The 24,342-nt window shown below is 64.0% G+C and carries 24 protein-coding genes and 1 tRNA gene; 14 read left to right on the plus strand and 11 right to left on the minus strand.

Annotated features, from left to right (window positions below):
• Positions 1 to 103: 103 nt before the first annotated feature.
• Positions 104 to 1,723 (minus strand): response regulator, encoded by a 1,620-nt coding sequence (locus F2P44_RS16985; RefSeq protein ID WP_167088233.1) that lies wholly within the window; start codon positions 1,721 to 1,723, stop codon positions 104 to 106.
• 311 nt (positions 1,724 to 2,034) lie between these two features.
• Between F2P44_RS16985 and F2P44_RS16990 the strand changes: the two genes are divergently transcribed.
• Positions 2,035 to 2,445 (plus strand): hypothetical protein, encoded by a 411-nt coding sequence (locus F2P44_RS16990; protein ID WP_167088234.1) that lies wholly within the window; start codon positions 2,035 to 2,037, stop codon positions 2,443 to 2,445.
• Between the two features lie 140 nt (positions 2,446 to 2,585).
• Here F2P44_RS16990 and F2P44_RS16995 read toward each other — a convergent pair whose 3' ends face one another.
• The 5 genes from F2P44_RS16995 to F2P44_RS17015 form a co-directional block, all read right to left on the minus strand.
• Positions 2,586 to 3,566 (minus strand): GGDEF domain-containing response regulator, encoded by a 981-nt coding sequence (locus F2P44_RS16995; protein WP_167088235.1) that lies wholly within the window; start codon positions 3,564 to 3,566, stop codon positions 2,586 to 2,588.
• A 135-nt stretch (positions 3,567 to 3,701) separates the two neighbouring features.
• Positions 3,702 to 6,692 carry a hybrid sensor histidine kinase/response regulator gene (locus F2P44_RS17000; RefSeq protein ID WP_370662706.1) on the minus strand — a complete coding sequence of 997 codons (2,991 nt, stop codon included), beginning with the start codon at positions 6,690 to 6,692 and terminating at the stop codon, positions 3,702 to 3,704.
• Positions 6,689 to 7,753 (minus strand): uroporphyrinogen decarboxylase/cobalamine-independent methonine synthase family protein, encoded by a 1,065-nt coding sequence (locus tag F2P44_RS17005; protein ID WP_167088236.1) that lies wholly within the window; start codon positions 7,751 to 7,753, stop codon positions 6,689 to 6,691. Before F2P44_RS17005 ends, F2P44_RS17000 begins: the two co-directional genes overlap by 4 nt.
• A gap of 125 nt (positions 7,754 to 7,878) precedes the next feature.
• Positions 7,879 to 8,706, minus strand: coding sequence for a response regulator (locus tag F2P44_RS17010; RefSeq protein WP_167088237.1), 828 nt, complete (start codon positions 8,704 to 8,706; stop codon positions 7,879 to 7,881).
• A 600-nt stretch (positions 8,707 to 9,306) separates the two neighbouring features.
• The gene (locus F2P44_RS17015) at positions 9,307 to 10,227 is read right to left on the minus strand and encodes a polysaccharide deacetylase family protein (RefSeq protein ID WP_167088284.1); all 921 of its coding nucleotides are present in this window, start codon (positions 10,225 to 10,227) and stop codon (positions 9,307 to 9,309) included.
• Between F2P44_RS17015 and F2P44_RS17020 the strand changes: the two genes are divergently transcribed.
• From F2P44_RS17020 to F2P44_RS17060, 9 genes are all read left to right on the plus strand, one after another.
• The gene (locus F2P44_RS17020; protein ID WP_167088238.1) at positions 10,226 to 10,477 is read left to right on the plus strand and encodes a hypothetical protein; all 252 of its coding nucleotides are present in this window, start codon (positions 10,226 to 10,228) and stop codon (positions 10,475 to 10,477) included. The genes F2P44_RS17015 and F2P44_RS17020 overlap by 2 nt on opposite strands.
• 131 nt (positions 10,478 to 10,608) lie before the next feature.
• The gene (locus F2P44_RS36385) at positions 10,609 to 11,274 is read left to right on the plus strand and encodes a peptidoglycan DD-metalloendopeptidase family protein (protein ID WP_167088239.1); all 666 of its coding nucleotides are present in this window, start codon (positions 10,609 to 10,611) and stop codon (positions 11,272 to 11,274) included.
• Positions 11,275 to 11,374: 100 nt separating this feature from the next.
• Complete coding sequence (locus tag F2P44_RS17030; protein ID WP_370662710.1) at positions 11,375 to 13,435, plus strand: TonB-dependent receptor plug domain-containing protein; 2,061 nt, start codon at positions 11,375 to 11,377, stop codon at positions 13,433 to 13,435.
• A 19-nt stretch (positions 13,436 to 13,454) separates the two neighbouring features.
• A complete protein-coding gene (locus F2P44_RS17035; protein WP_167088241.1) occupies positions 13,455 to 13,733 on the plus strand; it encodes a penicillin-binding transpeptidase domain-containing protein in 279 nt (92 codons plus the stop codon).
• A 13-nt stretch (positions 13,734 to 13,746) separates the two neighbouring features.
• Complete coding sequence (locus F2P44_RS17040; RefSeq protein ID WP_167088285.1) at positions 13,747 to 14,208, plus strand: penicillin-binding transpeptidase domain-containing protein; 462 nt, start codon at positions 13,747 to 13,749, stop codon at positions 14,206 to 14,208.
• 230 nt (positions 14,209 to 14,438) lie between these two features.
• Positions 14,439 to 14,666, plus strand: coding sequence for a hypothetical protein (locus F2P44_RS17045; protein ID WP_167088242.1), 228 nt, complete (start codon positions 14,439 to 14,441; stop codon positions 14,664 to 14,666).
• Between the two features lie 133 nt (positions 14,667 to 14,799).
• Entirely contained in the window at positions 14,800 to 16,749 is a 1,950-nt protein-coding gene (locus F2P44_RS17050) for a TOL_0244 family TonB-dependent receptor (RefSeq protein ID WP_167088243.1), read from the plus strand.
• Entirely contained in the window at positions 16,746 to 17,357 is a 612-nt protein-coding gene (locus tag F2P44_RS17055) for a TOL_0243 family YfiR-like periplasmic protein (RefSeq protein ID WP_167088244.1), read from the plus strand. The genes F2P44_RS17050 and F2P44_RS17055 overlap by 4 nt, the downstream gene beginning before the upstream one ends.
• The gene (locus tag F2P44_RS17060) at positions 17,357 to 19,246 is read left to right on the plus strand and encodes a sensor histidine kinase, YfiR-like protein-associated (protein WP_167088245.1); all 1,890 of its coding nucleotides are present in this window, start codon (positions 17,357 to 17,359) and stop codon (positions 19,244 to 19,246) included. Before F2P44_RS17055 ends, F2P44_RS17060 begins: the two co-directional genes overlap by 1 nt.
• Positions 19,247 to 19,315: 69 nt before the next feature.
• Here the strand turns inward: F2P44_RS17060 and F2P44_RS17065 are convergent, their stop codons facing one another.
• The gene (locus F2P44_RS17065) at positions 19,316 to 20,002 is read right to left on the minus strand and encodes an FxDxF family PEP-CTERM protein (protein WP_370662707.1); all 687 of its coding nucleotides are present in this window, start codon (positions 20,000 to 20,002) and stop codon (positions 19,316 to 19,318) included.
• A gap of 286 nt (positions 20,003 to 20,288) precedes the next feature.
• Positions 20,289 to 20,365: transfer RNA gene (locus tag F2P44_RS17070), tRNA-Arg, on the minus strand.
• A 166-nt stretch (positions 20,366 to 20,531) separates the two neighbouring features.
• On the opposite strand from F2P44_RS17070, the gene F2P44_RS17075 reads away from it, so the two are divergent.
• The 3 genes from F2P44_RS17075 (at position 20,532) to F2P44_RS17085 (ending at position 22,069) form a co-directional block, all read left to right on the plus strand.
• Positions 20,532 to 20,879 carry an ArsR/SmtB family transcription factor gene (locus tag F2P44_RS17075; protein WP_167088246.1) on the plus strand — a complete coding sequence of 116 codons (348 nt, stop codon included), beginning with the start codon at positions 20,532 to 20,534 and terminating at the stop codon, positions 20,877 to 20,879.
• The gene (locus tag F2P44_RS17080) at positions 20,866 to 21,384 is read left to right on the plus strand and encodes an SRPBCC family protein (RefSeq protein ID WP_167088247.1); all 519 of its coding nucleotides are present in this window, start codon (positions 20,866 to 20,868) and stop codon (positions 21,382 to 21,384) included. The genes F2P44_RS17075 and F2P44_RS17080 overlap by 14 nt, the downstream gene beginning before the upstream one ends.
• A 115-nt stretch (positions 21,385 to 21,499) precedes the next feature.
• Complete coding sequence (locus F2P44_RS17085; RefSeq protein ID WP_167088248.1) at positions 21,500 to 22,069, plus strand: YceI family protein; 570 nt, start codon at positions 21,500 to 21,502, stop codon at positions 22,067 to 22,069.
• Here F2P44_RS17085 and F2P44_RS17090 read toward each other — a convergent pair whose 3' ends face one another.
• From F2P44_RS17090 to F2P44_RS17100, 3 genes are all read right to left on the minus strand, one after another.
• Positions 22,070 to 23,128, minus strand: coding sequence for an alkene reductase (locus tag F2P44_RS17090; protein WP_167088249.1), 1,059 nt, complete (start codon positions 23,126 to 23,128; stop codon positions 22,070 to 22,072).
• 9 nt (positions 23,129 to 23,137) lie between these two features.
• Positions 23,138 to 23,434 carry an ArsR/SmtB family transcription factor gene (locus F2P44_RS17095; RefSeq protein ID WP_167088250.1) on the minus strand — a complete coding sequence of 99 codons (297 nt, stop codon included), beginning with the start codon at positions 23,432 to 23,434 and terminating at the stop codon, positions 23,138 to 23,140.
• A gap of 87 nt (positions 23,435 to 23,521) precedes the next feature.
• The gene (locus F2P44_RS17100; RefSeq protein ID WP_167088251.1) at positions 23,522 to 23,884 is read right to left on the minus strand and encodes a DUF1304 domain-containing protein; all 363 of its coding nucleotides are present in this window, start codon (positions 23,882 to 23,884) and stop codon (positions 23,522 to 23,524) included.
• A gap of 161 nt (positions 23,885 to 24,045) precedes the next feature.
• Between F2P44_RS17100 and F2P44_RS17105 the strand changes: the two genes are divergently transcribed.
• Positions 24,046 to 24,288 carry a hypothetical protein gene (locus F2P44_RS17105; protein WP_167088252.1) on the plus strand — a complete coding sequence of 81 codons (243 nt, stop codon included), beginning with the start codon at positions 24,046 to 24,048 and terminating at the stop codon, positions 24,286 to 24,288.
• The last annotated feature ends 54 nt before the right edge of the window (positions 24,289 to 24,342 follow it).

A 24,342-nucleotide genomic window follows, 5' to 3' on the forward strand; every position in this document is an offset into this window, starting at 1 on the left:
TAGAATGTTTCCCAAATCATACAACAGCTTGCGCGCGCCTGTCGCGGCGCAGGCGCGCATGGCGCAGCGGCCATGCGCGCCTGCGCCGGTGGCCGGGCCGGGCTCAGTCGTGCGTGGTGGCGGCGCACTGGCCGATGGCGTCGAGCAGGTGGGCGATCTCGACCGGCTTGACCAGGTGCTTGTCGAAGCCGGCTTCGAGCACGCGGCGCTGGTCGTCGGCCAGGCCGTAGCCGGTCAGGGCGATCAGCTTGATGTGGCAAGTGTCGCCGCCCTGGCGCAGGCGGCGCGCCACTTCGTAGCCGTCGATGCCGGGCAGGCCGATGTCGACCAGGGCGACGTCGGGCAGGAAGCTGCGCGCCATCTGCACGCCCTGCACGCCGTCGGCCGCGTGGCGCACCGGGTAGCCGTAGGCGCCGAGCATGGTGGCCATCATTTCGCGGCCGTCGTCGTTGTCTTCGATTAGCAGGATGGCGGGCTTGCCCTCTTGCGCCAAGGCGGCCGGCGCGCTACTGGCGGCGGCCGCCAGCGGGGTGGCGCGCGGCAGGCGGATGACAAAGGTGGAGCCGGCGCTGGCGCCCTCGCTGTGGGCCGACACCGTGCCGCCATGCAGCTCGACCAGGCGCCGCACCAGGGCCAGTCCGATGCCCAGGCCGCCTTGCGCGCGGTCGAGCGTGATGCTGCCCTGCACGAACACGTCGAACACGTGCGGCAGCAGTTCGGCCGAAATGCCCACCCCGGTATCGCGCACTTCGAGCACGATGTCCTTGCCCTTGTCGGCCACCGTGATGTCGATGGTGCCGCCGGGCGGGGTGTACTTGAGGGCGTTGTCGATCAGGTTGGTGGCGATCTGTTCGAGGCGGGTCGGGTCGCCATCGACCCAGCCCGCTTGCAGGTCGACATTGAGCAGGTAATTGGCGGTGCGGCCGGTGGCCTTGAAGGTGTCGAGGCCGGCGGAGACGAGCGCGGCGACGTCGACGTTTTGCTTGTCGAGCAAGATCTTGCCGGACATGGCGCGCGACAGGTCGAGCAGATCGTCCACGATGCGCGACAGGTGCTGGCTCTGGCGCTGGATGATCTGCCTGGCGCGGCTGACCGTGTCGGCCGGCGCCCCGGGCAGGCCGATCAGCGAGGCGGCGCTGCTGATGGCGCTGAGCGGATTGCGCAGCTCGTGCCCGAGCATGGCCAGGAATTCATCCTTGGCGTGGCTTTTGGCTTCGGCCGCCTGGCGCTCTTCCATTTCGCGGGTGAGGCGCTTGTTGGTGACGGTCAGCTCGGTGGTGCGCTGGCTCAGCTTGTGCGTCTGGCGCTTGAGTTCCTCGTTCTTGGTGGCCAGCGCCACGAACACCTGGACCTTGGCGTGCAGGATTTGCGGGATGACCGGCGTGAACAGGAAATCGGCGGCGCCGCGCTGGTAGGCTTTCAGGCGGTCGATTTCGTCGGCCAGGAAGGCGGTCACGAAGATGATCGGAATGTCGGCCGAGCGCGCACGCTGGTGGATGGCCTCGGCCGTTTCAAAGCCATCCATGCCGGGCATGTTGACGTCGAGCAGGATCACGGCGAAGTCGTGCAGCAGCACCTGGCGCAAGGCTTCCTGGCCCGAGCGGGCGGACAGGACGGAGTAGCCGGACTCGTCGGCCCACTGGTCCAGCAGACTGGTCAATGCGAGCAGGCTGGCCGGGTCATCGTTGACGACGAGAATCTTCGGTTTTTCTATGGTGGTCACGTCATTCCTGCACTGCGTTGTTGGTTGAAACAGGTCTGGAGCATTGCTGCCGACAGGATAGCAGAACCGGAAATTTGCCTCTGGCAACAGCGAACGCGGCTGTCGTGAGGGGACGGTGTTCATCATATCAATCGGGTAATCCAATGTCAAAATGCAAGCGTACAGCTCACATGCATGCAAGGTACGCTAACGCACATACGCGGGCAGGGGCGTATGCGATAGTGACATCAGGACAAGCGCTGCCGTATGGCGCGGCCGTACGGCACGCTACATCGCCACCATCGTGGCGTGGCACATTGAAAGGGTAAGCCATGAATATCAACACCATCGTCGACGCCGAATTTACCGGCAAATGCTTCCGTGACCTGCGCAATGCGCCGCTCTCGGCCATGCGTGGCCTGAGCACCAAGGATGCCAAGGCGCTGCACGAGGCCTTTAATATCACCACCATCGGCGATCTGGCGAATCTGAAGTTCGTCAAGTGGGCCAGCGCGATCAACGTGCTGGCCGAGGAAGAGTGCGATACCGATGAGCAGGCCGCCAAGGAAACCTTGCTCGATGATGCGGTCGAAATGACCTTTCCGGCCAGCGATCCGATTTCGGTCGATGCCGGCATCACGCGCATTGAGGTACCGCCTGAAATGGTCAATGCCAGCACCGATCACCAGCATGCGAAATCGATCGAGGCCAATACCAAGCAGGCCGCCAAGGCCTCCAAGTAGTTCTGGTCAGGGGAGGGCGTGATGCCATCTCCCGTGGCTTAGTTACTGATTAGTCAAAAGTCCCTACCCCGTCGTTCCCGCGCAAGCGGGAACGACGGTTTTTCGTTTACTGGAGAGAGCGTGGGGACAGGTAAGCGACGTTAACGCCGTGGCGCCACCACCAGCGCTTCCTGCGCCAGCGCGCCGGCCGGCGTGGCCGAGGTGGCGCAGAAGCGGTTCTTGCCGCCGCGCTTGGCCTCGTACAGGGCGTAATCGGCAATGCTGATCAGCGCTTCCACCGTCTCGGCATCGTCCGGATAAATGCTGATCCCGATACTGGTCGACAGGCGCAAGGTCAGGTCGTTGATGAAAAACGGTTCGGACACGGCTTCGACCAGCTTGGCCGCCGGCCCGTGCGCATCGGCCAGGCCCGACACTTCGCCCAGCACCACCATGAATTCGTCGCCACCGAGGCGCGCCACGGTATCTTCCTTGCGCGACGAGGCCACCAGCCGCTGGGCGACAATCTTGAGCACTTCGTCGCCGTAGGCGTGGCCATAGGTATCGTTGATCGCCTTGAAGCCATCGAGGTCGAGATACATGATGGCCGCCTTGTGGTGGTTGCGGTTGGCGTGCTGCAAGGTGGTTTCGATGCGGTCTTCCAGCAGACGCCGGTTCGGCAAGCCCGTCAGCGGATCGTGCAGCGCCAGCTCCTGCTGGGCGCGGCTGTACTGGGCCAGTTCCTTGTACAGCAGCCGGACTTCCAGCATGTTATGGATGCGCTTGTGCACTTCGAGCAGGTCGAAGGGCTTGCTGATGAAATCGCGCGCACCGGCTTCCAGCGCGGCGATCTTGAAACTCGGCTGGGCGGTGAGCGCCAGTACCGGCAGGTAGCCACCCTGTTCAATTTCCTTCAAGCCCTTCATGACCTGGAAGCCGTTCATGCCCGGCATTTGCAGGTCGAGCAGGATCAGGTCGTAGCAATGCTGGCGGTGCAGCGGACAAACTTGTTCGGGGAGCATGGTCGAGCTGACGCAGTTATAGCCTTCCTCGCGCAATATCTCTTCCATCAGCTCGACATTGTCGGCCGAATCGTCCACGACGAGGATTTTTGCGTTCAGTATGTCTTCTCGGCTTGGCATGCGTTGTCTCGGTCAAGGCGGAGGGGCGTGCGGCCATGGGCGCACGCGCGATATTAACGTGTTGCTAGTGTAACAGTGTATCGAACATTTCTTGTAGGACAGCGCCGCGTGCGGCAGTAGGAATCCCATTGTATGTCAGCGCGGCCGGTTTTCTCCCATCGACGCCACCGTAGCGATCAGTTCGCTCGGCTCGACCGGCTTGGCGATATGCGCCATGAATCCCGCTTCCAGCGCGCGCAGCCGGTCTTCCGAACGCGCGAACGCGGTCAGCGCCACCGCCGGCACGTCGCCCCCGCCGGCATGGCCGAGCGCGCGCACCTGCGCCAGCAGCTCGAAGCCGTCCACGTCCGGCATGCCCAGGTCGCTCACCAGGACATCGGGCGGCGTATTCCGGAACTCGGCCAGCGCCTCGGCCGCGCTGGCCGCCGTGCGCACGCTGGCATTGCAATCAGACAATATCCGCCGGATCAGGTCGCGCGCGTCGGGTTCGTCGTCCACCACCAGCACGTCCAGGTGCGACAGGTCGCGCAGCAGGATCTCGGGGGTGAGCGGGGCCAGCGGCAGGGCGAAGGCGCGGCCGGTGCGCGCGGCCGGGCTCTGGCGGTTGGCGGCCGGCAGCTCGATGGTGAAGGTGGCGCCGTGGCCCTCGCCGGGGCTGTCGGCGCGCACCGTGCCGCCGTGCTGCTCGATCAGGTGCTTGACGATCGACAGGCCCAGTCCCAGCCCGCCGTGCTTGCGCGTGGTGGAGGCGTCGCCCTGGCGGAAGCGTTCGAACACATGGGCCATGAATTCGGGCTTGATGCCGGCGCCGCTATCGTTGACGGCGATCTGGACATGGCCGGGGGCGCCGCGCAGGGTGATGCAGACCATGCCGTCGCGCGCGGTGAACTTGATGGCGTTCGACAGCAAGTTCCAGATCACTTGCTGCAAGCGGGCCGGGTCGCCGGCGATCATGCCCACGCCAGGGGCGTAGAATTTTTCGAGGCGGATATTCTTGGCGTCGGCGGCCGGGCGCACCGTTTCGATGGCGGCGTCGATGAACCCGGCCGGCGCCACGGTCTGCATGTCGAGCAGCACCTTGCCCGAGGTGATGCGGCTCATGTCGAGCAAGTCTTCGATCAGCTGGGCCTGGGCGCGCGCATTGCGCTCGATGGTTTGCAGGCCGCGCTGCAGGTCGGCCTGGTCGCGGCTGCCGCGCCGCAGCACCTGGGCCCAGCCGAGAATGGCCGACAGCGGCGTGCGCAGTTCGTGCGACAGGGTGGCCAGGAATTCATCTTTCATCTGGCTGGTGCGTTCGGCTTCGGCGCGCGCCGAGCGTTCGCTTTCGAGCAGCACCTTGCGTTCCTCGGCCGCGTGCTGGGCCGCTTCGTACAGGCGCGTATTGTCGATCGCCACGGCGGCCTGGGCCGCGATGCCGCCCACGATGCGCTCGGTGCGCTCGCTGAAAATGGCGGTTTCCGGGTGGCTGAAAAACAGGCTGCCCAGCACTTCGCCCGAGCGCGCGATGACCGGCACCGCCAGGTAGCTGCGCACGCCGATCTGCTCGGCGGCCATGCCCTCCTGCGCCTGCAGCGGGGCGTAGCGCGGATCGGCACCGATATCGTCCGAACGCAGCACGCTTTCGCCGCGCAAATTCGGTCCGAACAGGGCGCTGGCGCGCAGCTCGCCATCGGTCTCGAACTCGGCCGGGGCGACCCCGGCCACGGTGTGCAGGGTGAACAGGTCGCCATCGCTGTCCTTGCCGTGATAAAAGAAGGCGCCGAAGCGGGCCCCGCTGATGCCGGTGGCGGCGTCGGTCACGGTTTGCAGGAGCGAGCGCAGGTCGCGCTGGGACGCCAGCGCGCTGCCGGTGCTGTTGAGCAGTTCGAGCACGTTCGATTCGTCGCGCAGGGCTTGCTGCACGCGCTTGACCTGGTCGACGTCGGTATTGGTGCCGAACCAGCGCACCACGTGGCCCAGGCGGTCGCGCACGGCGTTGACGCGGGTCAGGAACCAGCGGTAGTCGCCGTCGGCGCCGCGGATCGGGAATTCCATCTCGAAGGGATTGCCGGTGCGGATAGATTCATGCCAACGCAGCAACATTTGCGGCAGCACCTCGGGGTCGTGCGTCGATTGCCAGCCCCAGCCGACCATCTGGTCGGGCGTGGTGCCGGTGTATTCGTACCAGCGCTTGTTGAACCAGACGATGGCGCCGTCGGCCTGGGCCATCCAGGCCAGCTGGGGAATCGAATTGGCCAGCGCGCGCAGCACTTCCTCGCTCTCGCGCAGGGTGTCCTCGGCGCTCTTGCGGGTGCTGATGTCCTGCACCACGCCGGTCATGCCGAGCACGGTGCCGTCGCGGTCGTAGTCGGCGCGCCCGACCACCCCGATCCAGCAGTGGTCGCCATCGGGCCGGTCGACCCGGCATTCGATGTTGAGGTCGGTGTGCTGGGCGAAGGCTTGCAGGAATTCGGTGCGCGCCATGTCCTTGTCGCCAGCGTGCAGGCGCTCGCGCAGGCTGTCCCAGGGCAGCGGGGTTTCGGCGGGCAGGCCGAAGATTTCGGCGGCGCGCGCGCCCAGGGTCACGCGGTCGGCGCCGGCGTCCCAGCGCCAGTCGCCCAGCCGCCCGGCCGAGAGCGCCACTTGCAGGCGGCTGCTGCCGTCGAGCAGGGCTTGTTCGTCGGCCTTGCGCTTGCTGATGTCCTGGAAGTAGACGGTCAGGCCATCGTCGGATGGGTAGGCGCGCAAGTCGAACCAGCTGCCCAGGCTGGCGTAAAAGAATTCGAAGCTGACCGTTTCCTGCGAATCCATGGCGCGCCGGTATTGCTGTTCCATGGCGCTGTTGCGCAGTTCGGGGAATTCATCCCAGATGACGCGGCCGAGCAGGGCGTCGCGCGTCTTGCCGCGGGCCGACAGCAGTTGCAGCGCGCGCGCGTTGATGTAGGTGATGCGCCAGCTGCGGTCGACCGCGCAAAAGCCGTCGGTCAGGCTTTCGAGCATGTTTTCCATGCGCGTGTTGGCTTGGCGCAGGGCATCCTTGGTTTCCATCAGCTCCTGCTGGGCGCGCTGGCGCGCCGCCAGCACGCTGCTGGCGTTGCGCAGGGCCACCGCGCGCATCAGTTCGGTTTCGTCGTGTTCGTCGTTCACGCACGCTCCCGCAGAATGGCGCTGGCCAGCGCGGTGCCGGCCACGCGCGCGGCGATCTTGGCAAAGGCCGTCTCGCGGCTGGTCGAGCGGTCGTCGCAGAAGGGTGAAAAGCCGCAGTCGTCGGTGCTGCCGAGCTGGCCGGGGGGGATGAACTGGGCCGCCAGCAAGATGCGCTCGCACACCAGTTGCGGCGTTTCGATGAGCGGATCGATGGGGTCGATCACGCCGACGAACACGCGCTGGCCCGGCTTGAGGTGGCTGGCGATGATCTTCAGTACCCGCACCGGGTCCGGTTCGCTCGCCAGGGCGATGTAGACATTGCCGACCTGTAGTTCAAACAGGCTGGGCAGCAGTTGGGCGTAGTCGACATCCAGGCTGTGGGTCGAATCGCGGTCGGCGCCGGGGCAGGTGTGGACCCCGATCAGGGCCCGCTCGGCGCTGGAAAAGCGGTTCAGGGCCAGGTTGTTGAGGTCGATGAAGCTCGACAGCAGTGCGCCGCTCGGGTCGAGCTTGACGGCCAGCCGGCCCTCGGTGAAGTCGACCTGGACCTTGTGCGCGCCCTGCGCGAGGCAGCGCCGGATTTCGGTTTCGTGCTCGCCCAGCAGGTCGTCGATGAACTGGTCGCGCGAGTAGCCGGGCAAGCCTTCGGGCGGGTACATGAGCGACAGGGCCGAGGGGGAAATCACGGCTTGCTTGAGCGCCACCGTGGCATAGCGCTGGGCCGTGGCCAGGTAGCTGTCGGCGTAGCGCTCGTAGTGGAACGGGGCGCGCATCAGGCGCGGCATGCGGCGCATGTGGCCGTCCGCGAACGGGATCTGGAAGCCGTCCGGTGCGGTGTTGGCCGAGCCGTGCACGCAGTAGGTCAGGAAGTTATGGTATTTGCGCTGCTCGCCATCGCTGATGACGGTCGAGCCGGTCGCTTCCAGGCGCGCCACGGTGTCGCGCACGGCTTCCTCGTACAGCGCGTCGAGTTCGCTCTCGCTGTGCTTGCCACTTTCGACCGCGGCGATCAGGGAGGGCGGGCGCGGTATGCTTCCGATCGGCTCGGTGGGAATCATCATCTGGATTTCGGCAATCGTGAAGAAATGGGCGGGGACAGCCCCGCAACGTCTCCCGCGCAGGCGGCGAGTGGCGCGATGACGATTTTAGCCGACCGGCGCCGCATCGAAGCACACACTTGAAACGATCATACTCCGCTATGGAGCCGCCCGGACACGGTGGCGAGCGCCGCTTGCAGATGTTCGAGTTCATACGGCTTTTGCAGCGACTGGTGGGCGAACTCCACGTGGCGCAGCAGGGCATCGCCGTAACCGGACGCGAAAATCACGTTCAGGCCGGTTTGCAGGCGCAGCGCTTCGCGCGCCATGTCGACTCCGGACATGCCGGGCAGGCTGACGTCGGAAAACAGCACGTTGTAGCTATTGCGGTTCAGCAGCGCCAGCGCGCTTTCGGCGTCGCCCACGCCCTCGGCTTGGTGGCCGAAGGCACGCAGCATTTCGACCACCAGGTATTGCGAATCGAGATTATCTTCCACCACCAGGATGCGCAGGCCGTCGGCGGGGTCGGGCAGGCCGGCCGCAGGCGCGCTCGGCGCCAGCGCGCACAGCACGCCGCCCACGGCGTCGGCGTCGCGCACCGGGGTGAAGTACAGGTCGTAGTCGGCCGCCTCAAAGCCGCTGTCGCGCGGGAAGCTCAGGCGCTGGCGCGCCAGGCGGACCATGTCGCCGCCGAACGCGCTGTCGAGTGCCGCCTGGCTGGCCGCGAGCGGGGCCGGCCAGACCGCCGGCACCCGGCCGCCGGGAGCGCGTGGATGGCGCGGTCCGGCCAGCTCGGCGTAGGCCTGGTTGAACACCACGATGTGGCGCGGCCCCCACAGCAGCAGCATTGGCAGCGGGGTGTTGAGGACGATGTCGACGCACAGGCGCAGGGCCTGTGGCCAGGCCAGCGGGTCACCCAGGTCGGTGGCGCTCCAGTCGGCGCTGGCGGCTGCGGCGGCGTTACCAGTGTCGTGCATGAGAAGCCTGTTTCATGAAAAATTGACGATGCGAAGTTGTAGAAACGAAAACATGAGTGAATCGTACACCAAATGGGTGGGGATTGGACTGTTTGCAGGGTTAGCTGGGTGCGCATGCGACTGCGCCGCGATGCGGGCGGCACAGCGTTGGCCCCGCCGGTTCGCCTGCAAAGACCGGGTTGGTCGGCCATGTGTGAAGTTCTAAGATATTGTTTATAACGGATAATACTTCACAAATGGGAGAGGGTGCATCTACTCGGAGAGAGAGCATTGGAGGGAGCGGGGCAATGAAACTTGAAGACCTGATGTTGAGATCTGTAAAGCTGCGCATTGGCAATATCATATTGCGAGCGGAAAGGGCTGGCTTGGGAAGCGCTTCGCAAGGCACGGAGGCCTTGAAGGCATTGCAATCCAAAGGCGTGCTGGTCCGGATCGGAACGGGCGTGTATGCCAAAACACGCAAGAGTTCGCTTACCGGGGCAACCATCCCGGCGGGCAGGCTCGACACGCTTGCTACTGAAACCCTGAAAAAATTGGGCGTGAGCGTGAACTCCGGGACGGCTGCGCGCTCTTACAATTGGCGCTGCAAGGTGAAGGCAGTCAGATGCCCTGCGCCTTCAGCGCGGCGATCTCGTGATCGCCATCATCGACCAGGCGCGACCAGCCTTCGACCTTACCCACACCCAGGCTGCGCGCCATCGAAAGCAACAGACTTTGCCCGGCTGTTTCGCGTTCGGGAACGAGCTGGTAAACCGGGTCGGCGAACGCGGCTTCCGGCGTTGTGATGGTCCACCCCATCTGCTTGAACATGGCGATCACGTCATCGAGCCACATCGCGTTGATCAGGTTATGGTGCAGCAGGATCACCTGCGCAATGTCCCTGCCCTGCAAGGTGTGCGACAGCGACCGGTAGGCCTGTGCCCGCTGGCGAAGGTGCGCCAGGTAGGCCTCCCGGATCGGACCGACGGCAGCCGCATTGCCGCTTTCCAGCACCTCAATCAGCTTTTCGTTCAAGCGCCAGTCGCTGGTATCGAGGCTCACATAGGCGTTGCGGTAAGCCTGCGCTTTCATGAAAGCGCGCATGCCGTCACGCTTTTCGGGCACATTCCCCTCGCGCAGATAAGGAAAACGAAACCACTTCTGGTAGCCGGGCAGCGTGCTGATCACCGCGTCGCAATCGATCAGTTCCTGCTGGAACTGCGCCAGGCTGACCTGGGCAGCGTGGAAATCAGGGTGCGTCATGGTGTGATTGCCCACCGCGTGGCCGGCCCGTCCCCAGGCGCGTGCCAGCGCGAGGCCGGCGGGTCGGTCGGCGCCATTGCCCACGGTGACAAACAGGGCGGCCTTGACCTTGTGCTTTGCAAGGGCGTCGAGCATGGCCTGGTTGCGCTGCTGGGGCGACATGCGCGGCGTCTCGGCCAGCTCCGGCCCGTCATCGAAGGTAAAGGCAATCGATTGAGCGTGAACAGAAGGGATTGGCGTCATACCAAGAGCGAGCGCCAGGAGTAATTTTTTCAGCATGCTGTTCACCTTAATGTGGGGGAGCGTAAAAAACGTCGAGTGTGGGAAATTGCGCTTCGGCGCGCAGGCAGTCCCACAGATAGCAGGCAAAGCCAAGGTCACCGCTCCACAAGTAGTAGCGGAACTGAGCGAAGCCCTGGAAGGTAAGCACTTTCGCGTGCGCGAAAGCGGCACGTTACGCAGGGGCGTGGCATGCCACGCCAATTCCCTGCTCACCCGCGCGCGTCCGCTGCGACCTGGCGTGGCGTGACGGATGACGCAAGGGCTGTCGGCTTGAAGTAATACGGGAAACACACCGTGTGTGACAATTGTCGCATAAATTTCTTGCAAGCATGCGACATTTGTCGCAATATTGCGGCATTCGCCACAAGGAGACGTCCCATGTCCATTCCATCCATTACCGAGTTGAGCCTGTTAAAGTGTTTGTGGAAACAGCATCCCCTGAGCGCGCGCGCGATCCATCAACATGCTGAGGAAGAGCTGCATTGGTCATTTTCCTCCACCCGCAAAACACTGGACCGCATGCTGGTCTTGCAGCCGGCCTTCGCCCTGCGGGCCGTCGATACGTCGCCGCATCCTGTCAATCCGGCCGCGGAATCGCTCCCCCAATGGCTGGCGCCCCTGCAGCGCATGCACATTACCAGCTATTTTGGCACCGTCAGGACAGCCGGCGCCACGCCTCACGGCGGGATCGATCTGGCGGCGCGGGCGGGCACACCGATCATGGCACCGGCGTCTGGCACAGTCACCGCATCGACCGATCTCTACCAGGGCGAAGCCAAGTACGGAGAGGTGATCGCCATCGAACACGCCGGCGGGCTGCGCTCTGTCTACGCTCACTTGAAGCTGCGCAGCGTCAAAGTGGGGCAGGCCGTGGCAAAGGGGCAGCTTATCGGCCACACCGGCGCCACCGGGCGCGTCAGCGGTCCCCATCTGCACGTGGAAATCCACCGCAATAACATCAAGCTTGATCCTGAGCTGCTGCTTGGCAGCCAGGATGGCACTGACAGTGCCAAGAACGCCCGCGACACACAGCGCTCCCGTTAATTCAACCCACGCCATTTGAGCCCTGCCGCTACGTGCGGCAGCGGCGGCGCTCACCCTAGAGAATCGCATGAAATACAGGATTATTTGCCTGGCGCTAGCCATGGCCTTCGACAATGCAGCGGCCCAGCAGCCGACTGTGGAAATCAAGTCTGCACGCTACGACCAGCGCCGCGAAGACACTGCCGCCATGCTGGTGCTGGACCGGGCCACACTGGCGGCCAATGGCGACCGTAGCTTGTCGGAAGCATTGCGGCGCCTGCCTGGCGTTACCGTTACCGAAGGCAACGGCCGTGGCGTGGAGATCCGGATGCGTGGTTTGGGCAGGGGCTACACCCAATTGCTGCTCAATGGCGTGCCTGCGCCCGCCGGATTTGCACTCGATGCGCTGGCGCCAGACCTGATCGAACGCATCGAAGTCGTACGCAACGCATCGGCCGAGCATGGCGCCCAATCCGTGGCGGGCACCATCAATATTATCCTGCGCAAGAACTCGAGGGGCGAGCAACAGGAGTTCAGGCTCGGGTGGGAACGCATCAACGGCACCGATTCGCCCAGCATTGCCGGCCAGCGAACGGGCAAGGCGCCAGGCTGGTCATACAGCGTTGGTGCGAACCTGGTGCGTAGTGGCAGGCCGGAAGATCGGACTGTACGCGATACCGTCCGCGATGCGCACGGCGCGATCACGGGCGCGCGTACCTCTGTGGTGCATGAATCGAACGTTGGCGATGCCCTCAACCTGACACCGCGCATCGACTGGACGCCCGACAATGGCGACAGCATCAACGTCCAGAACTTCATCAACCTGTTCCGTCGTAGAGTTGAATTTGCCGGAGACGACACCGTGCTGGCGGGCGCAGCGGGCGACTTTTCGCAGGCCGCCAGTCTGTTGCGCACGCGCTCCCTACTGTTGCGCAGTGACTGGTCATGGCAGCATGCGCTGGCCGACGGCAAACTGGAGCTCAAGCTCAGTGGCACCCACAACCCGCGCAGTTCCGCATTCGATTTCACCGGGGCGAACGGCGCCGGTCCCGCCATTGTGCGTCACGTGAGTTCCGATATCAGAGAGACCGGCCTGACCCATAAAGGCAAATATGCCCGCCAACTGGCCGGCGGCCATTCGCTGGTGCTGGGCTGGGATGGCGCCACTACGCGCCGCCGCCAAACACGCGATGAACTGGAACGTGATGGCAGCGGCGCAATCCGTTCAAGCACCGGCGAAAGCTACCACGGGACGATCCGGCGACTGGCGGGTTTCGTCCAGGACGAATGGGAGTTCAATGCCGAGGTGCTGTCCCTGGGCCTGCGCTGGGAAACGCTGCGTACCGGCGCTGGCGGCAGCAATAGCGCCGCCTTGACCGAGCAAGACAGCCGGGTACTGAGCCCGGTGCTGCAGTGGCTGCACAAGCTGCCATCCGGTAGCCAATGGCGCTTGGGGGGCAGCCGGACCTACAAGGCACCCATCATGCTGGACCTGATCCCGCGCCGCTACACCATCGATAATAACAATAGTCCTACTACGCCTGACCTGCGCGGCAACCCGCAACTGCGTCCGGAACTGGCCTGGGGCCTCGATGCGGTATATGACCACCATCTGGGAAAAGACGCCACGCTCAGTGCCAGCCTGTTTGCCCGCCGCATTGATGATGTCGTCTTGCAGCGGGTCGGCCTGGAGGCTGGTCGCTGGGTGGCCGTCAACGGTAACCACGGCCATGCAGACGTCTATGGCTTTGCGCTGGAAGCACAACTGGCACTGACGCCGGCCTTGCGCATGCGTGGCAACCTGGCGCTGAATCGTTCCCGCACCAGTAGCGTGCCAGGACCGCATAACCGACTGGACAGCCAGATCCCATTGAGCGCCAACCTGTCGCTCGATTACCGTCGCCAGGGGCTGACGCTCGGCGGGGATGTCAACTTCCAGGCCGGAGGTGACAGCCGCGCGTCCGCAAACAGGCTGGCCACTGCCTCGCATGAACGCAAACTGGACCTGCGCGCGGCCTGGCAACTGCATCCCGGTAGAACACTGCGCCTGACGCTGGCCAACCTGCTGCGGCAAGACCGCATCAGTGTGGAACGGTATGAAGATGCCGACGGTTGGCGCCAGACCCGCACCGACGCTGGTACGCACACACTGCTGCGCCTCGTCTTTGAAGCCAATTTCTAATCACCCGATAGGAAGAAGAATGACGCTGATCAAGCCCCTCGCCTGCGCATTGGCGCTCAGTTTGACCCACGCCACAGTGGGCGCACATGAAATTTGTACCGCAGTTGCCGATGCCCGGAGCGGCGAGGTCCTGCTGCAGCGTGACGACTGCGCTCAGCGCGTGACACCGGCGTCCAGGTTCAAGATCGCCATCAGCCTGATGGGCTATGACGCCGGCTTCCTGACAGACGAACATCACGACGCTGCCGTTCCTCGCGGGCCACGTCGATTGGCGGGAGAATTGGAAGCAAGCCACTGATCCAGCTACATGGATGAACAATTCAGTGGTCCGGTACTCGCGGCAAGTGACCACATCGCCGGGCATCGCCCGCCTTGCCGATGACACGCGCCAGTTCCAATATGGAAATGCCGATGTGTCCGGAGATCTGGAGCACGATGGACTGACCATGGCGTGGATCAGTTCTCCGTTGCGGATTTCGCCGCCCGAACAGCTATCGTTCCTGGGACGGGTGGCAAACCGCCAACTGGGGGTAAGCCAGGATGCGCATGACATGGCCGTCAAGCCAAGCTACGGGCAGCTGGTCGGGGAACCGGATGTGCACGGCAAGACCGGCGCCGCATCGGGCCGCAGAAATCTACTGCCGCATGAGTGCATAGCTCGAAGCATATGCATCGAGCTATGGACGTCAGATGCGACGATACCACTCCCTTTTGAACAGTCGTTCGCCGCTGTTGAATCGGTGGCGCAGGACTTTCTCGCCGATTGCCGGTAGCGCCCTTTCGGGCCAAGGCGCATCGCCGTTCAGCCGTTGCCATGTTGGCGCCGCTTAAAAAATTGACAGGCAAAAAAAAGCCCGCTCAGGGAGCGGGCTGAATCTATTTTCTTGGAGGAGAATAGAGGAGACAGATGCAGTATGCTGCACTGCAGAAAATAAATCTAATTGATGTTTGTGATGTCAGTTATCTGTTCTATTTATAGATCGTCACACACAAGGAGTGCTCCATGGCAAATATCGTGAAACACCGGAAGGTCAACATCGTCGTGCTCGCACAGGGCGAAGCCATCGGCGAGCATTGCAAGCCGGGCGATATCGCCATCGCGGCCGCCGCCGACGGCTGGTGGACCCGTTTCATCGGCGAGGATGGCGCGGTCGACAGTTACGACATTCCCTACCCGAGCTATCAGGAAGCCTTGTGGGCCGCCAAGGCGGCGGCGGAATTCGGGGTGTAGGCGGCCGCGTGCGTCGCGCTGGCCCACGTTTGTTGTAGGCAAACTGCCACGAGCGCCAATAAACCAACACGTGCAAATAGCTGTTAACGTGCGCTGCTTTGTTCATGACAGAAAATGTTCTACGATAGCAAGCATGCGTAAACAGCCATTTCTGATCCTTTTCATCGCATGCGCGGGCCTGCTGCATGGCGCTGGCGCGCGCGCCAACGTGGATCAGATGTCGCTGCTCGATTTTTCGCTGGAACAGCTCTCCGACATCGTGGTCAGCTCGGTGTCGCGCCAGCCGGCCCGCCTGGCCGACGCCCCGGTGTCGCTGTACGTGATCGGCGGCGCCGACATTGCCCGCGCCGGCGCGCGCAGCCTGCCCGAAGCGCTGCGCCTGGCGCCCAATCTGCAGGTGGCGCGCAGCGATGGCGGCACCTACGCGATTACCGCGCGCGGCTTGGCCACCACCCTCGAGAACAAGCTGCTGGTGATGATCGACGGGCGCAGCGTGTACTCGCCGCTGTTTTCGGGCGTGTTCTGGGATGCCCAGGACGTGGTGATGGAAGAGATCGAGCGCATCGAGGTCATCAGCGGGCCGGGCGCGACCATCTGGGGCGCCAACGCGGTCAACGGCGTGATCAATATCATCACCCGCAACGCCGCCAGCAGCCAGGGCGTGCTGCTGGCGCTGGACGGCGGCCGGCGCGAGCGCGGCGCAAGCGTGCGCCAGGGCGGCCAGCTCGATGGCGGCGGCCATTACCGCCTGTATGCCAAGGCCGGCGAGATCGACGACTATCCGGACGCGCCAGGCGGCGGCCTGGAGCGGCGCCAGGCGGGCTTTCGCGGTGACTGGAAACACGGCACGCGCGCCACCAGCGTCAGCGCCGATGTGTACCGCAGCAGTGCGCACCGGCGCGGCGGCGGCGAAACGCGCGGTAGCGGCGCCAATCTGCTGGGGCGCGCCAGCGGCATCCTGGCCAACGGCAGCGACTGGCGCCTGCAGGCCTCGTTCGATCATACCGAACGGGTGCAGCCCGGCACCGGCGCCCAGCGGCTCGACACGCTCGACCTCGACATGCAGCACGGGATGCGCCTGGGCGCCTCGCACAACCTGGTCTGGGGCGGCGGCTACCGTTATGCCTGGGACCGGGTCAGCGGCGGCACCCAGCTGGCCTTTTTTCCGGCGGACAAGAATCTGCGCTGGGCGAATGTGTTCGCGCAAGATAAGATACAACTGAGCAGCACATTGCGGATGAGTATCGGAGTCAAACTGGAACACAACACCTACACCGGCATGGAAAAGCTGCCCAGCGTGCGCATGGTCTGGAACGCCACGCCGGGCAGCGTGCTGTGGGCGGCCGTGTCGCGCAGCGTGCGCGCGCCGGCCCGCTTCGACCGCGATCTGTATGTGCGCGGCGCCGGCGGCCGCTACAGCATCGAGGGCGGTCCGGATTTTGTTTCCGAAACGGTGCGCGTGGCGGAAGTGGGGTACCGCGCCCAGCCGCTGCCCAGCCTCGCGTATTCGCTCGCCGTGTTCGCCAGCGATTACGACCGCTTGCGTACCCTGGAGCCGCGCGCCGGCGGGCAGGGCGCCCCTACGCCGGGTGCCCCTACGCCGGGCGCCCCTGCGCCGGGCGCCCCTGGGTCAGGGCCTCAGTTCGCCAACATGGGCGAAGCGAACACGCGCGGGCTGGAGTTCTGGAGCCGCTGGCAGGCCACGCCGCGCTGGCGCGTGGTGGCTGGCATCGTGCTGCAGGATATCGATGCCAGCCTGGCGCCCGGCAGCCGCGACGTCTCGGGCGCGATCGGGCTCGGCACCAACGATCCGGCCAGCTACTGGTCGCTGCGCTCGTCGCACGAGTTGTCCGACCGATTGCAGGCCGATCTGGCGCTGCGCCGGGTCGGCCAGCTGCCGCAACCGCTGGTGCCGGCCTACTACGAGCTCGACCTGAGAATGGCATGGCAAGCGCGTCCGAACGTGGAGGTGGCGCTCAGCGGCCAGAACCTGCTGCATCGCTCGCACGCCGAATTCGGACAGGCCGCCACGCGCCGCCTGATCGAGCGTTCCGTGACGCTCCAGCTGAGCTCGCGGTTTTGAACGCGGCCCCCGCCATGCCCGGCCGCGCTCCTCTCCCACCGCGCCGCGCCCTGTTGCGCGACCTGGCGGCCTGCGTGTTAACGATCCTGCCGGGCCTGTCCGGTGCACAGGCGGCGCTGGCGGCGCGCGGTGCCGCGTCACTCGAACGCAGCATCAAGGCCGCTTTCCTGTATAAGTTCCTGGGCTACGCGGAGTTTCCAGCCTCGGCCTTCGCGGATGCGGGCGCGCCGCTGGTGATCGGCGTGGCCGGGGCCGACGAGCTGGCGGCCGACCTGGCCCGCATCGTGGCCGGACGCGTGGTGCAGGGGCGGCAGGTGGTGGTGCGCACCTTGCGCGAGCAGGAAGCGCCGGCCGGGGTGCATCTGCTGTTCATTGGCGGCGACGATACGGTGCGCCTGCGCCATGCGCTGCGCGCGCCCGGCACCGGAGCTATCCTGGTGGTGACCGAATCGGAACAGGGATTGCAGCAAGGCAGTGTTATTAATTTCAGGATCGTCGAAGAGCGCGTGCGCTTCGACGTCTCGCTCGAAGCGGCCGACCGGAACAGCGTCAAGCTCAGTTCGCGCCTGCTGACAGTGGCCAATCACGTTCACAAGGGAGCACCGTGATGCAACACGACACCGGCTCCGTCCGTAGCAAACTCATCCTCATGGCTGTCTCGACCACCTTCGTGGCGCTGCTGGCGGCCTCGATCGCCATGCTGCTGTACGACTTGCGCACCTTCCAGCAATACTGGGTCGACGACCTGATGACCCAGGCCGACATCATCGCCAGCGTCAGCGCGCCGGCGCTGGCCTTCAACGATGCCCGCAGCGCGCAGCAAAACCTGGCCGTGCTGCGGGTGCGCCCGCAGATCCTGTCGGGCGCGCTGTACACCAGCAGCGGCGTGCGCTTTGCCTCCTACACCCAGGGCTCGCTGGAACCATCGTATCCGGTCAAGCCGGGCCGGCCCGGCTACACCATCGACCAGGGCGAGCTGGTGGTGTACCACAACATTGTCGACAATGGCGAAGTGCTGGGCACGGTGTATCTGCGCGCGCGCTTCGGCCTGGTCGAACGCTTGCTCAATTACGCGGCGATCCTCGGCATCGTGCTGCTGATCTCGCTGGTGATCGCGGCCCTGGTGGCGTCGCGCCTGCAGCAGGGCATCACCCGTCCGCTGCTGGCGGTAACCAATGTGGCGCGCGAAGTGATGCAGCGGCGCGACTTCAGCCTGCGCGTGCCGGGCAATAATTCGGGCGAAATCGGGGTGCTGGTGGCGGCCTTTAACGATATGCTGGCCGAGATCGGACGCCGCTCGCACGCCCTGCAGGAAGCCAACCTGACCCTGGAGCACGAAATGCAGGTGCGCCACCGGGCCGAGGAAGCGCTGCTGGTGGCCGACCGCCGCAAGGATGAGTTCCTGGCGACCCTGGCGCACGAGCTGCGCAATCCGCTGGCACCGATCCGCACCGGGCTCGATATCCTGCGCATCCGCAGCGGCGACGCCCAGGCCACCCAGCGCGCCACCGACATCATGGAACGCCAGCTGCGCCAGATGGTCAGGCTGGTCGACGATCTGCTGGACGTGTCGCGCATCAACACCGGCAAGTTCGCCATCAAGATGGGCCGCGTCGAACTCAAGGCGGTGGTCAACGATGCGCTCGAAGTGGTGCGTTCCTATATTGAACTGCACGGCCACGAACTGGCCATCGATTTGCCCGACCGGCCGGTGTTCCTGCACGGCGACGCCACGCGGCTGGCGCAGATCCTCTCGAACCTGCTCAACAACGCCGCCAAGTACACCAACCGCGGCGGCCGGGTCAGCCTGAGCGCGCGCGTGGAAGAGCGCGACCTGGTGATCCAGGTGGCCGACAATGGCATCGGCATCGCGCCCGACATGCTCAATCACGTGTTCGAAATGTTCGTCCAGGTCGATTCGACCCTGGAGCGCACCAATGCCGGGCTGGGGGTGGGGCTGTCGCTGGCGCGCCGCCTGGTCGAACTGCACGGCGGCAGTATCGAAGCGCACAGCGCCGGCATCAACCGCGGCAGCGAATTCGTGGTGCGCCTGCCGATCGTGGTCGAACCGGAAATGCCGACCAAGACCAGTCCGGCCGCCTTCATGACCTCGGAAACCTACCGCATCTTGCTGGCCGACGACAATGTCGACTTCGTCAACAGTATCGGCGCCTTGCTCTCGGCCATGGGGCACAGCGTGGTCATCACCCACAACGGGCCGGACGCGCTGACGGCGGCCGCGCGCTTCTGCCCCGATTACGCGTTTCTCGATATCGGCCTGCCGCAAATGTCGGGCTACGACCTGGCGCGCGGCATCCGCCGCCTGTCCTGCGGGCAGATGACCCTGCTGATCGCGGTGACCGGCTGGGGCCAGGAAAAGGACCGCCAGCTGGCTTTCGAGGCCGGGTTCGACCATCACATGGTCAAGCCGGTGCGCTTCGAGCAGATCGAAGAGATCCTGAGCAACCGCAGCGTGATCAAGAAAGTGCGCGGCTAGGGCGCGCCTGGGGCGGGACCAAAAAAAACGGAAGCCGAAGCTTCCGTTTTTTATGCGACAAGCAAAAAATTACGCTTGCTTGGCTGCCTTGCGGCGACGTGCCAGGAAACCGACCACGCCCAGGCCTGCCAGCATCATGCCGTAGGTTTCTGGTTCTGGTACGGGTGCCAGCATCACGGTGCCGCCGAAGCTGCCGGCCGTGCCCGAGACCATTTTGCCGCTGACCTGCAGGTAGTAGTTACCCAGGCCCAGGCTGTCCGCACGCAGGCTCCATACATCGGTAGCGCCCGTGCTTTCCTGAAAACCAGCGGTAATCAGGGTACCTGCGCCGCTGAACAGGCTCATGTTGGTGATGTCCATGCCGGTGGTCGCGTTGCGGGTGAACGAGGTGACGATCGCATCGAAGTCATGCGGGACGCGGGTGATCGAGAAGCTGAACTTGTCCATGAACGTATTGTTCAGGTTGTTCTGGACGAACGAGCTGCCGAAGTTGGCGCTGTTGTCGATCACCGACAACGCTTGCGTGCCGTGCGAAATGTCAGCAGCGAAGGCCGCCGTCGAGCCAAGTGATGCGGTTGCCAGGACAGCGGCAGCAATCAGGGATTTCATATGTTTCATAAATATTACCTCGTAAGAAAAAATCAGCCGTGCAAAGACGGCCTGGTTATCAGAATCGGGGAGCTTCATGCTAGCAAAGGCGCGTTCAACATCGGTGTTGCAACGCGACGTGCGCGCAACGCCGCTGCTTTCTTCCACCGGCCAATTAATTGCTCCCCTATAAGTCCATTTTCACATTTTCATAGGGGAGCGCGTCCGATTCTAATGCATATTTACAAATATTTGGGGGCCGATTTATTATGTGTAGGTTAATACCTACATTAACGCGCGCGCATCTCCTTGGAAGAGTGCGTCTTCTTCGGGTAAGTCGCGGATTGGGGCTCGGAGGTTAAAGTGTAAGAGAATGTGACACTACAACAAAACTGTTGTTAGAAAAGAAAAAAGGCCTGAAGATTACGCTTCAGGCCTTCGATCTTACGAATAATGGTGCGGCTGGCAGGAATTGAACCCACGACCCCTTGGTTCGTAGCCAAGTACTCTATCCAGCTGAGCTACAGCCGCGAAAGACAAGATTATAGCAACGATTCCGGGAATGTCAAAGTTAGCGGAGCAAAAAAATTCGATGGCGCGATGCCGGCCCCCGATCGCCGGCTTGGGCGGAGCGCGCTTGACACCCGGAGCGCACGCTGATAATTTACCGTCAGGTTAATTAACCACCGGGTTTAGTATGCGGCAAGACCACCTCAGCACGACATTCGCGGCCCTGGCCGATCCGACCCGGCGCGCCATTCTGGCCAGGCTGGCGGACGGCGAGGCATCGGTGAGCGCGCTGGCGCAACCGTTCCAGATGAGTTTGCCGGCCGTGACCAAGCACCTCAAAGTGCTCGAACGCGCCGGCCTGATCACGCGCGGACGGCAAGCCCAATGGCGGCCCTGCAAACTCGACGCCCAACCGCTGCGCGCGGCGGCCGACTGGATGGCGCCTTACCGCCCCTTCTGGGAAGGCAGCCTCGAGCGGCTCGACGACTATCTCACCACCCTGCAAACAAAGGAGCACAACGATGACCAGCCCTGACCCCAGCGTCGATTTCGTACTGACGCGCGTATTCGACGCGCCGCGCGAACTCGTGTTCAAGACCATGATCGAGACCGAGCACCTGCAAACATGGTGGGGGCCGCAGGGCTGCACCATCGAGGTGATCCGCCACGAGCCGCAGCCGGGCGGCGTGTTCCATTATTGCATGCGTTTCGGACCGGGCGTCGAGATGTATGGAAAATTCGAGTACCGCGAGATCACGCCGTCCGAGCGCCTGGTATTTATCAACGGCTTCGCCGATGCCGAGGGCGAGCGCATCCATTACGCGATGAGTCCGACGTGGCCGCTGGAAGTGCTCAACAGCGCCAGCTTGACCGAGGCCGGCGGCAAGACCACGCTCCATTTGCATTCGACGCCGCTCAATGCCAGCGCGGTTGAGATCGAGACCTTCAAGGCTGGCCACGGCTCGATGCAGCAGGGCTTCGGCGGCATGTACGACGAATACGAAAAATACCTCGCCACTGTGAAAGCAGCGCAGGCCTAGCTGAACTATCCAGACCGGGGTCTGACCCCGGTTATGGGTCGGGGTCTGACCCCGCTTAAGAAAGTTTTTGAAAGTTTTCGGGACATTCCCGCAACCTTGGTCAACGTTCGCAACCATGAAAAAACACCTACTCAGTTTCCTGCTGGCTAGCGTCAGCGGGGCCGCGCTGGCCGCGCCTGTCACTTACAAGATCGATCCGGATCACACCTTCCCCAGCTTCGAGGCCGACCACATGGGCGTGTCCGTCTGGCGTGGGAAATTCAACAGCAACTCGGGCAAGGTCACGCTCGACAAGACGGCCGGCTACGGCCTGGTGGATATCAGCATCGATCCGGCCAGCGTGGACTTCGGCCAGGAGGCGCTGAACAAGTGGGCGGCCGGCCCGGACCTGTTCGACGTGCCCAAGTTCGGCGCGGCGCACTATAAGGGCAAGCTGAGCGGCTTCAAGGATGGCGCGCCGACCCAGCTGCAGGGAGAACTGAGCCTGCACGGCGTGACCAAACCGGTCAACCTGCAGATCAGGAGCTTCACATGCATCCAGCACCCCATGCTCAAACGCGAGATGTGCGGTGCGGACGCCTACGGCAGCTTCAAGCGCGATGAATTCGGCCTGACCGCCGGCAAGGATTACGGCTTCAAGATGGATGTCGAACTGCGCATCCAGGTGGAAGCCGTGGCCGAGTAATTACGCCTGCAGGGCAGGGTAGTCGGTGTAGCCTTCTTCGTTCGAGGCGTAGAACTTGTCGGCCCGGACCGGGTTCAGCGGCGCGTCGAGCTGCAGGCGGCGCGGCAGGTCGGGGTTGGCGATGAACCATTGACCGAAGGCGACGGCGTCGGCTTCCCCGGCGGCCACCAGCTGTTCGGCGCTGTCCTTGGTCAGTTTTTCGTTGGCGATGTACACGCCGCCGAATTCCTGCTTCAGGTAAGGGCCGAGGCGGTCGTCGCCCAGGCCTTCGCGCGCGCAGATGAAGGCGATGCCGCGCTGGCGCAGCGCGCGCGCCACGTAGCCGAAGGTCGCCTTCGGATCGGAGTCGCCCATGTCGTGCGCGTCACGGCGTGGCGCCAGGTGCATGCCCACCTTGCCCGCACCCCAGACGGCGATGCAGGCGTCGGTTACTTCCAGCATCAGGCGGGCGCGGTTTTCGATCGAGCCGCCGTAGAGGTCGGTGCGCTGGTTGGTGCTGTCTTGCAGGAACTGGTCGAGCAGGTAGCCGTTGGCGCCGTGCACTTCCACGCCGTCGAAACCGGCCAGCCTGGCGTTCTCGGCACCCTTGCGGTAAGCGGCCACGATGCCCGGGATTTCTTCCAGCTCGAGCGCGCGCGGCACTGGATAGTCGCGCAGGGGACGCAGCAGGCTGACATGGCCCTTGGCCGCGATCGCGCTCGGCGCCACCGGCGCGTCACCGTTCAGAAGGTCAGGGTCCGAAATGCGGCCCACGTGCCACAGCTGCAGCATGATCTTGCCGCCCGCCTTGTGCACGGCGTCGGTCACCAGTTTCCAGCCTTCGACCTGCGCGCCGGACCAGATGCCCGGCGTGTCGGCATAGCCCACGCCCTGCGCGGTGACCGAGGTCGCTTCGCTCAAGATCAGGCCGGCGGAAGCGCGCTGCACGTAATATTCGGCCATCAGCGCGTTCGGCACGCGGCCGCCGCCAATGGCGCGCGCGCGCGTCAGCGGCGCCATGATGATGCGGTTTTTCAGCGTCAGATCGCCAATGGTGATCGGGTCGAATAATGTCGTCATGTTTCACTCCTAAAGTCCCTCGTTCATATGGTCGAGGAAAGCCTTGATGGCTTCCTCGTTACGCTTGTAATAGATCCACTGTCCAACCTTGCGCGAGCTGATCAGCCCGGCGCGCTGCAGCGCTGCCAGATGGGCCGATACGGTCGATTGGGCAAGCCCGGTACGCGCATCGATCAGGCCGGCGCACACCCCGACATCGAGGTTGTGTTGCTGGTGTGCGAAGTGCACATGCGGCTCCTTGAGCCAGCCAAGAATCTGGCGGCGCATCGGGTTGGCCAATGCCTTGTGAATGGCGTCGATTTGCATATCGGGTTTTTCCGAATCTAATATCGTCATATTACGATATATAAAAAATTCCTGCTTGGCAGGGACTAAAACGAGGGACTGCGGGACTCAGTGCGACAGATACACCAGGGCCAGCGCGATCGCCGCAGGCACGGTTTGGAACAACAGGATGGTTTTCTTGACCGTCAGCGCGCCCCAGATCCCGGCCACCATGATGCATGCCAGGCCGTACACCACGAAGGCGGGCGCGATCTCCGGATTGGGATGGAGCAGGCCGACCGCCAGCGCCGCCACCAGGAAGCCGTTGTAGCAGCCCTGGTTGGACATGGCGGGCGCCATGATCTCGGCTTTTTCGGCCGTCAGGCCGAACACGCGGCGCCCGCGCGTCTTGAAGAGGACCGTTTCGAGCAGGACGAAGTACACGTGCAGCAGCAGGATCAAACCGATCAATACTTGTGCGGCGATGGCCATTGATGGCTCCTTGTTATGGATTGTGGGATAGATAGTGTAACCGCGTGCAAGCTGTGTGGCGAATGGCGGAGCACGGCGGCCTGCTGGAAGAAAGGGGTGTTGACGTTACAATAATGTTTTTCGCATATCTTGCTCTTTCGCTGTCCACTTTTCAGGCTTCCATGACAAAGAACATCACTCCCTTGACGACATGGGAAGGCTTCACGCGCCTTTCGCGCGCCGGTTTCCGCGAACGCTATCCCGACGCGGGCATTCGACAGCGCCGCCTCCACGATCCCGACGAGGACGAGGGCGATGAGGACGACGAGGCACTCGGGGACGACAGCGGTTTGCCGTGGTTGCTGGTGACCGGCAATGTCAGCATCGGCAAGCAGATGCTGGAGGCGGCCGAGGGCCAGGCCTGAAGCCGCATCGTCGTCGACGGCGACCTGCATATCGACGATGGCGGCGGCGACCTG

The sequence above is a fragment of the Massilia frigida genome (assembly GCF_011682175.1).
GTDB classification, from domain to species: domain Bacteria; phylum Pseudomonadota; class Gammaproteobacteria; order Burkholderiales; family Burkholderiaceae_D; genus Telluria_A; species Telluria_A frigida.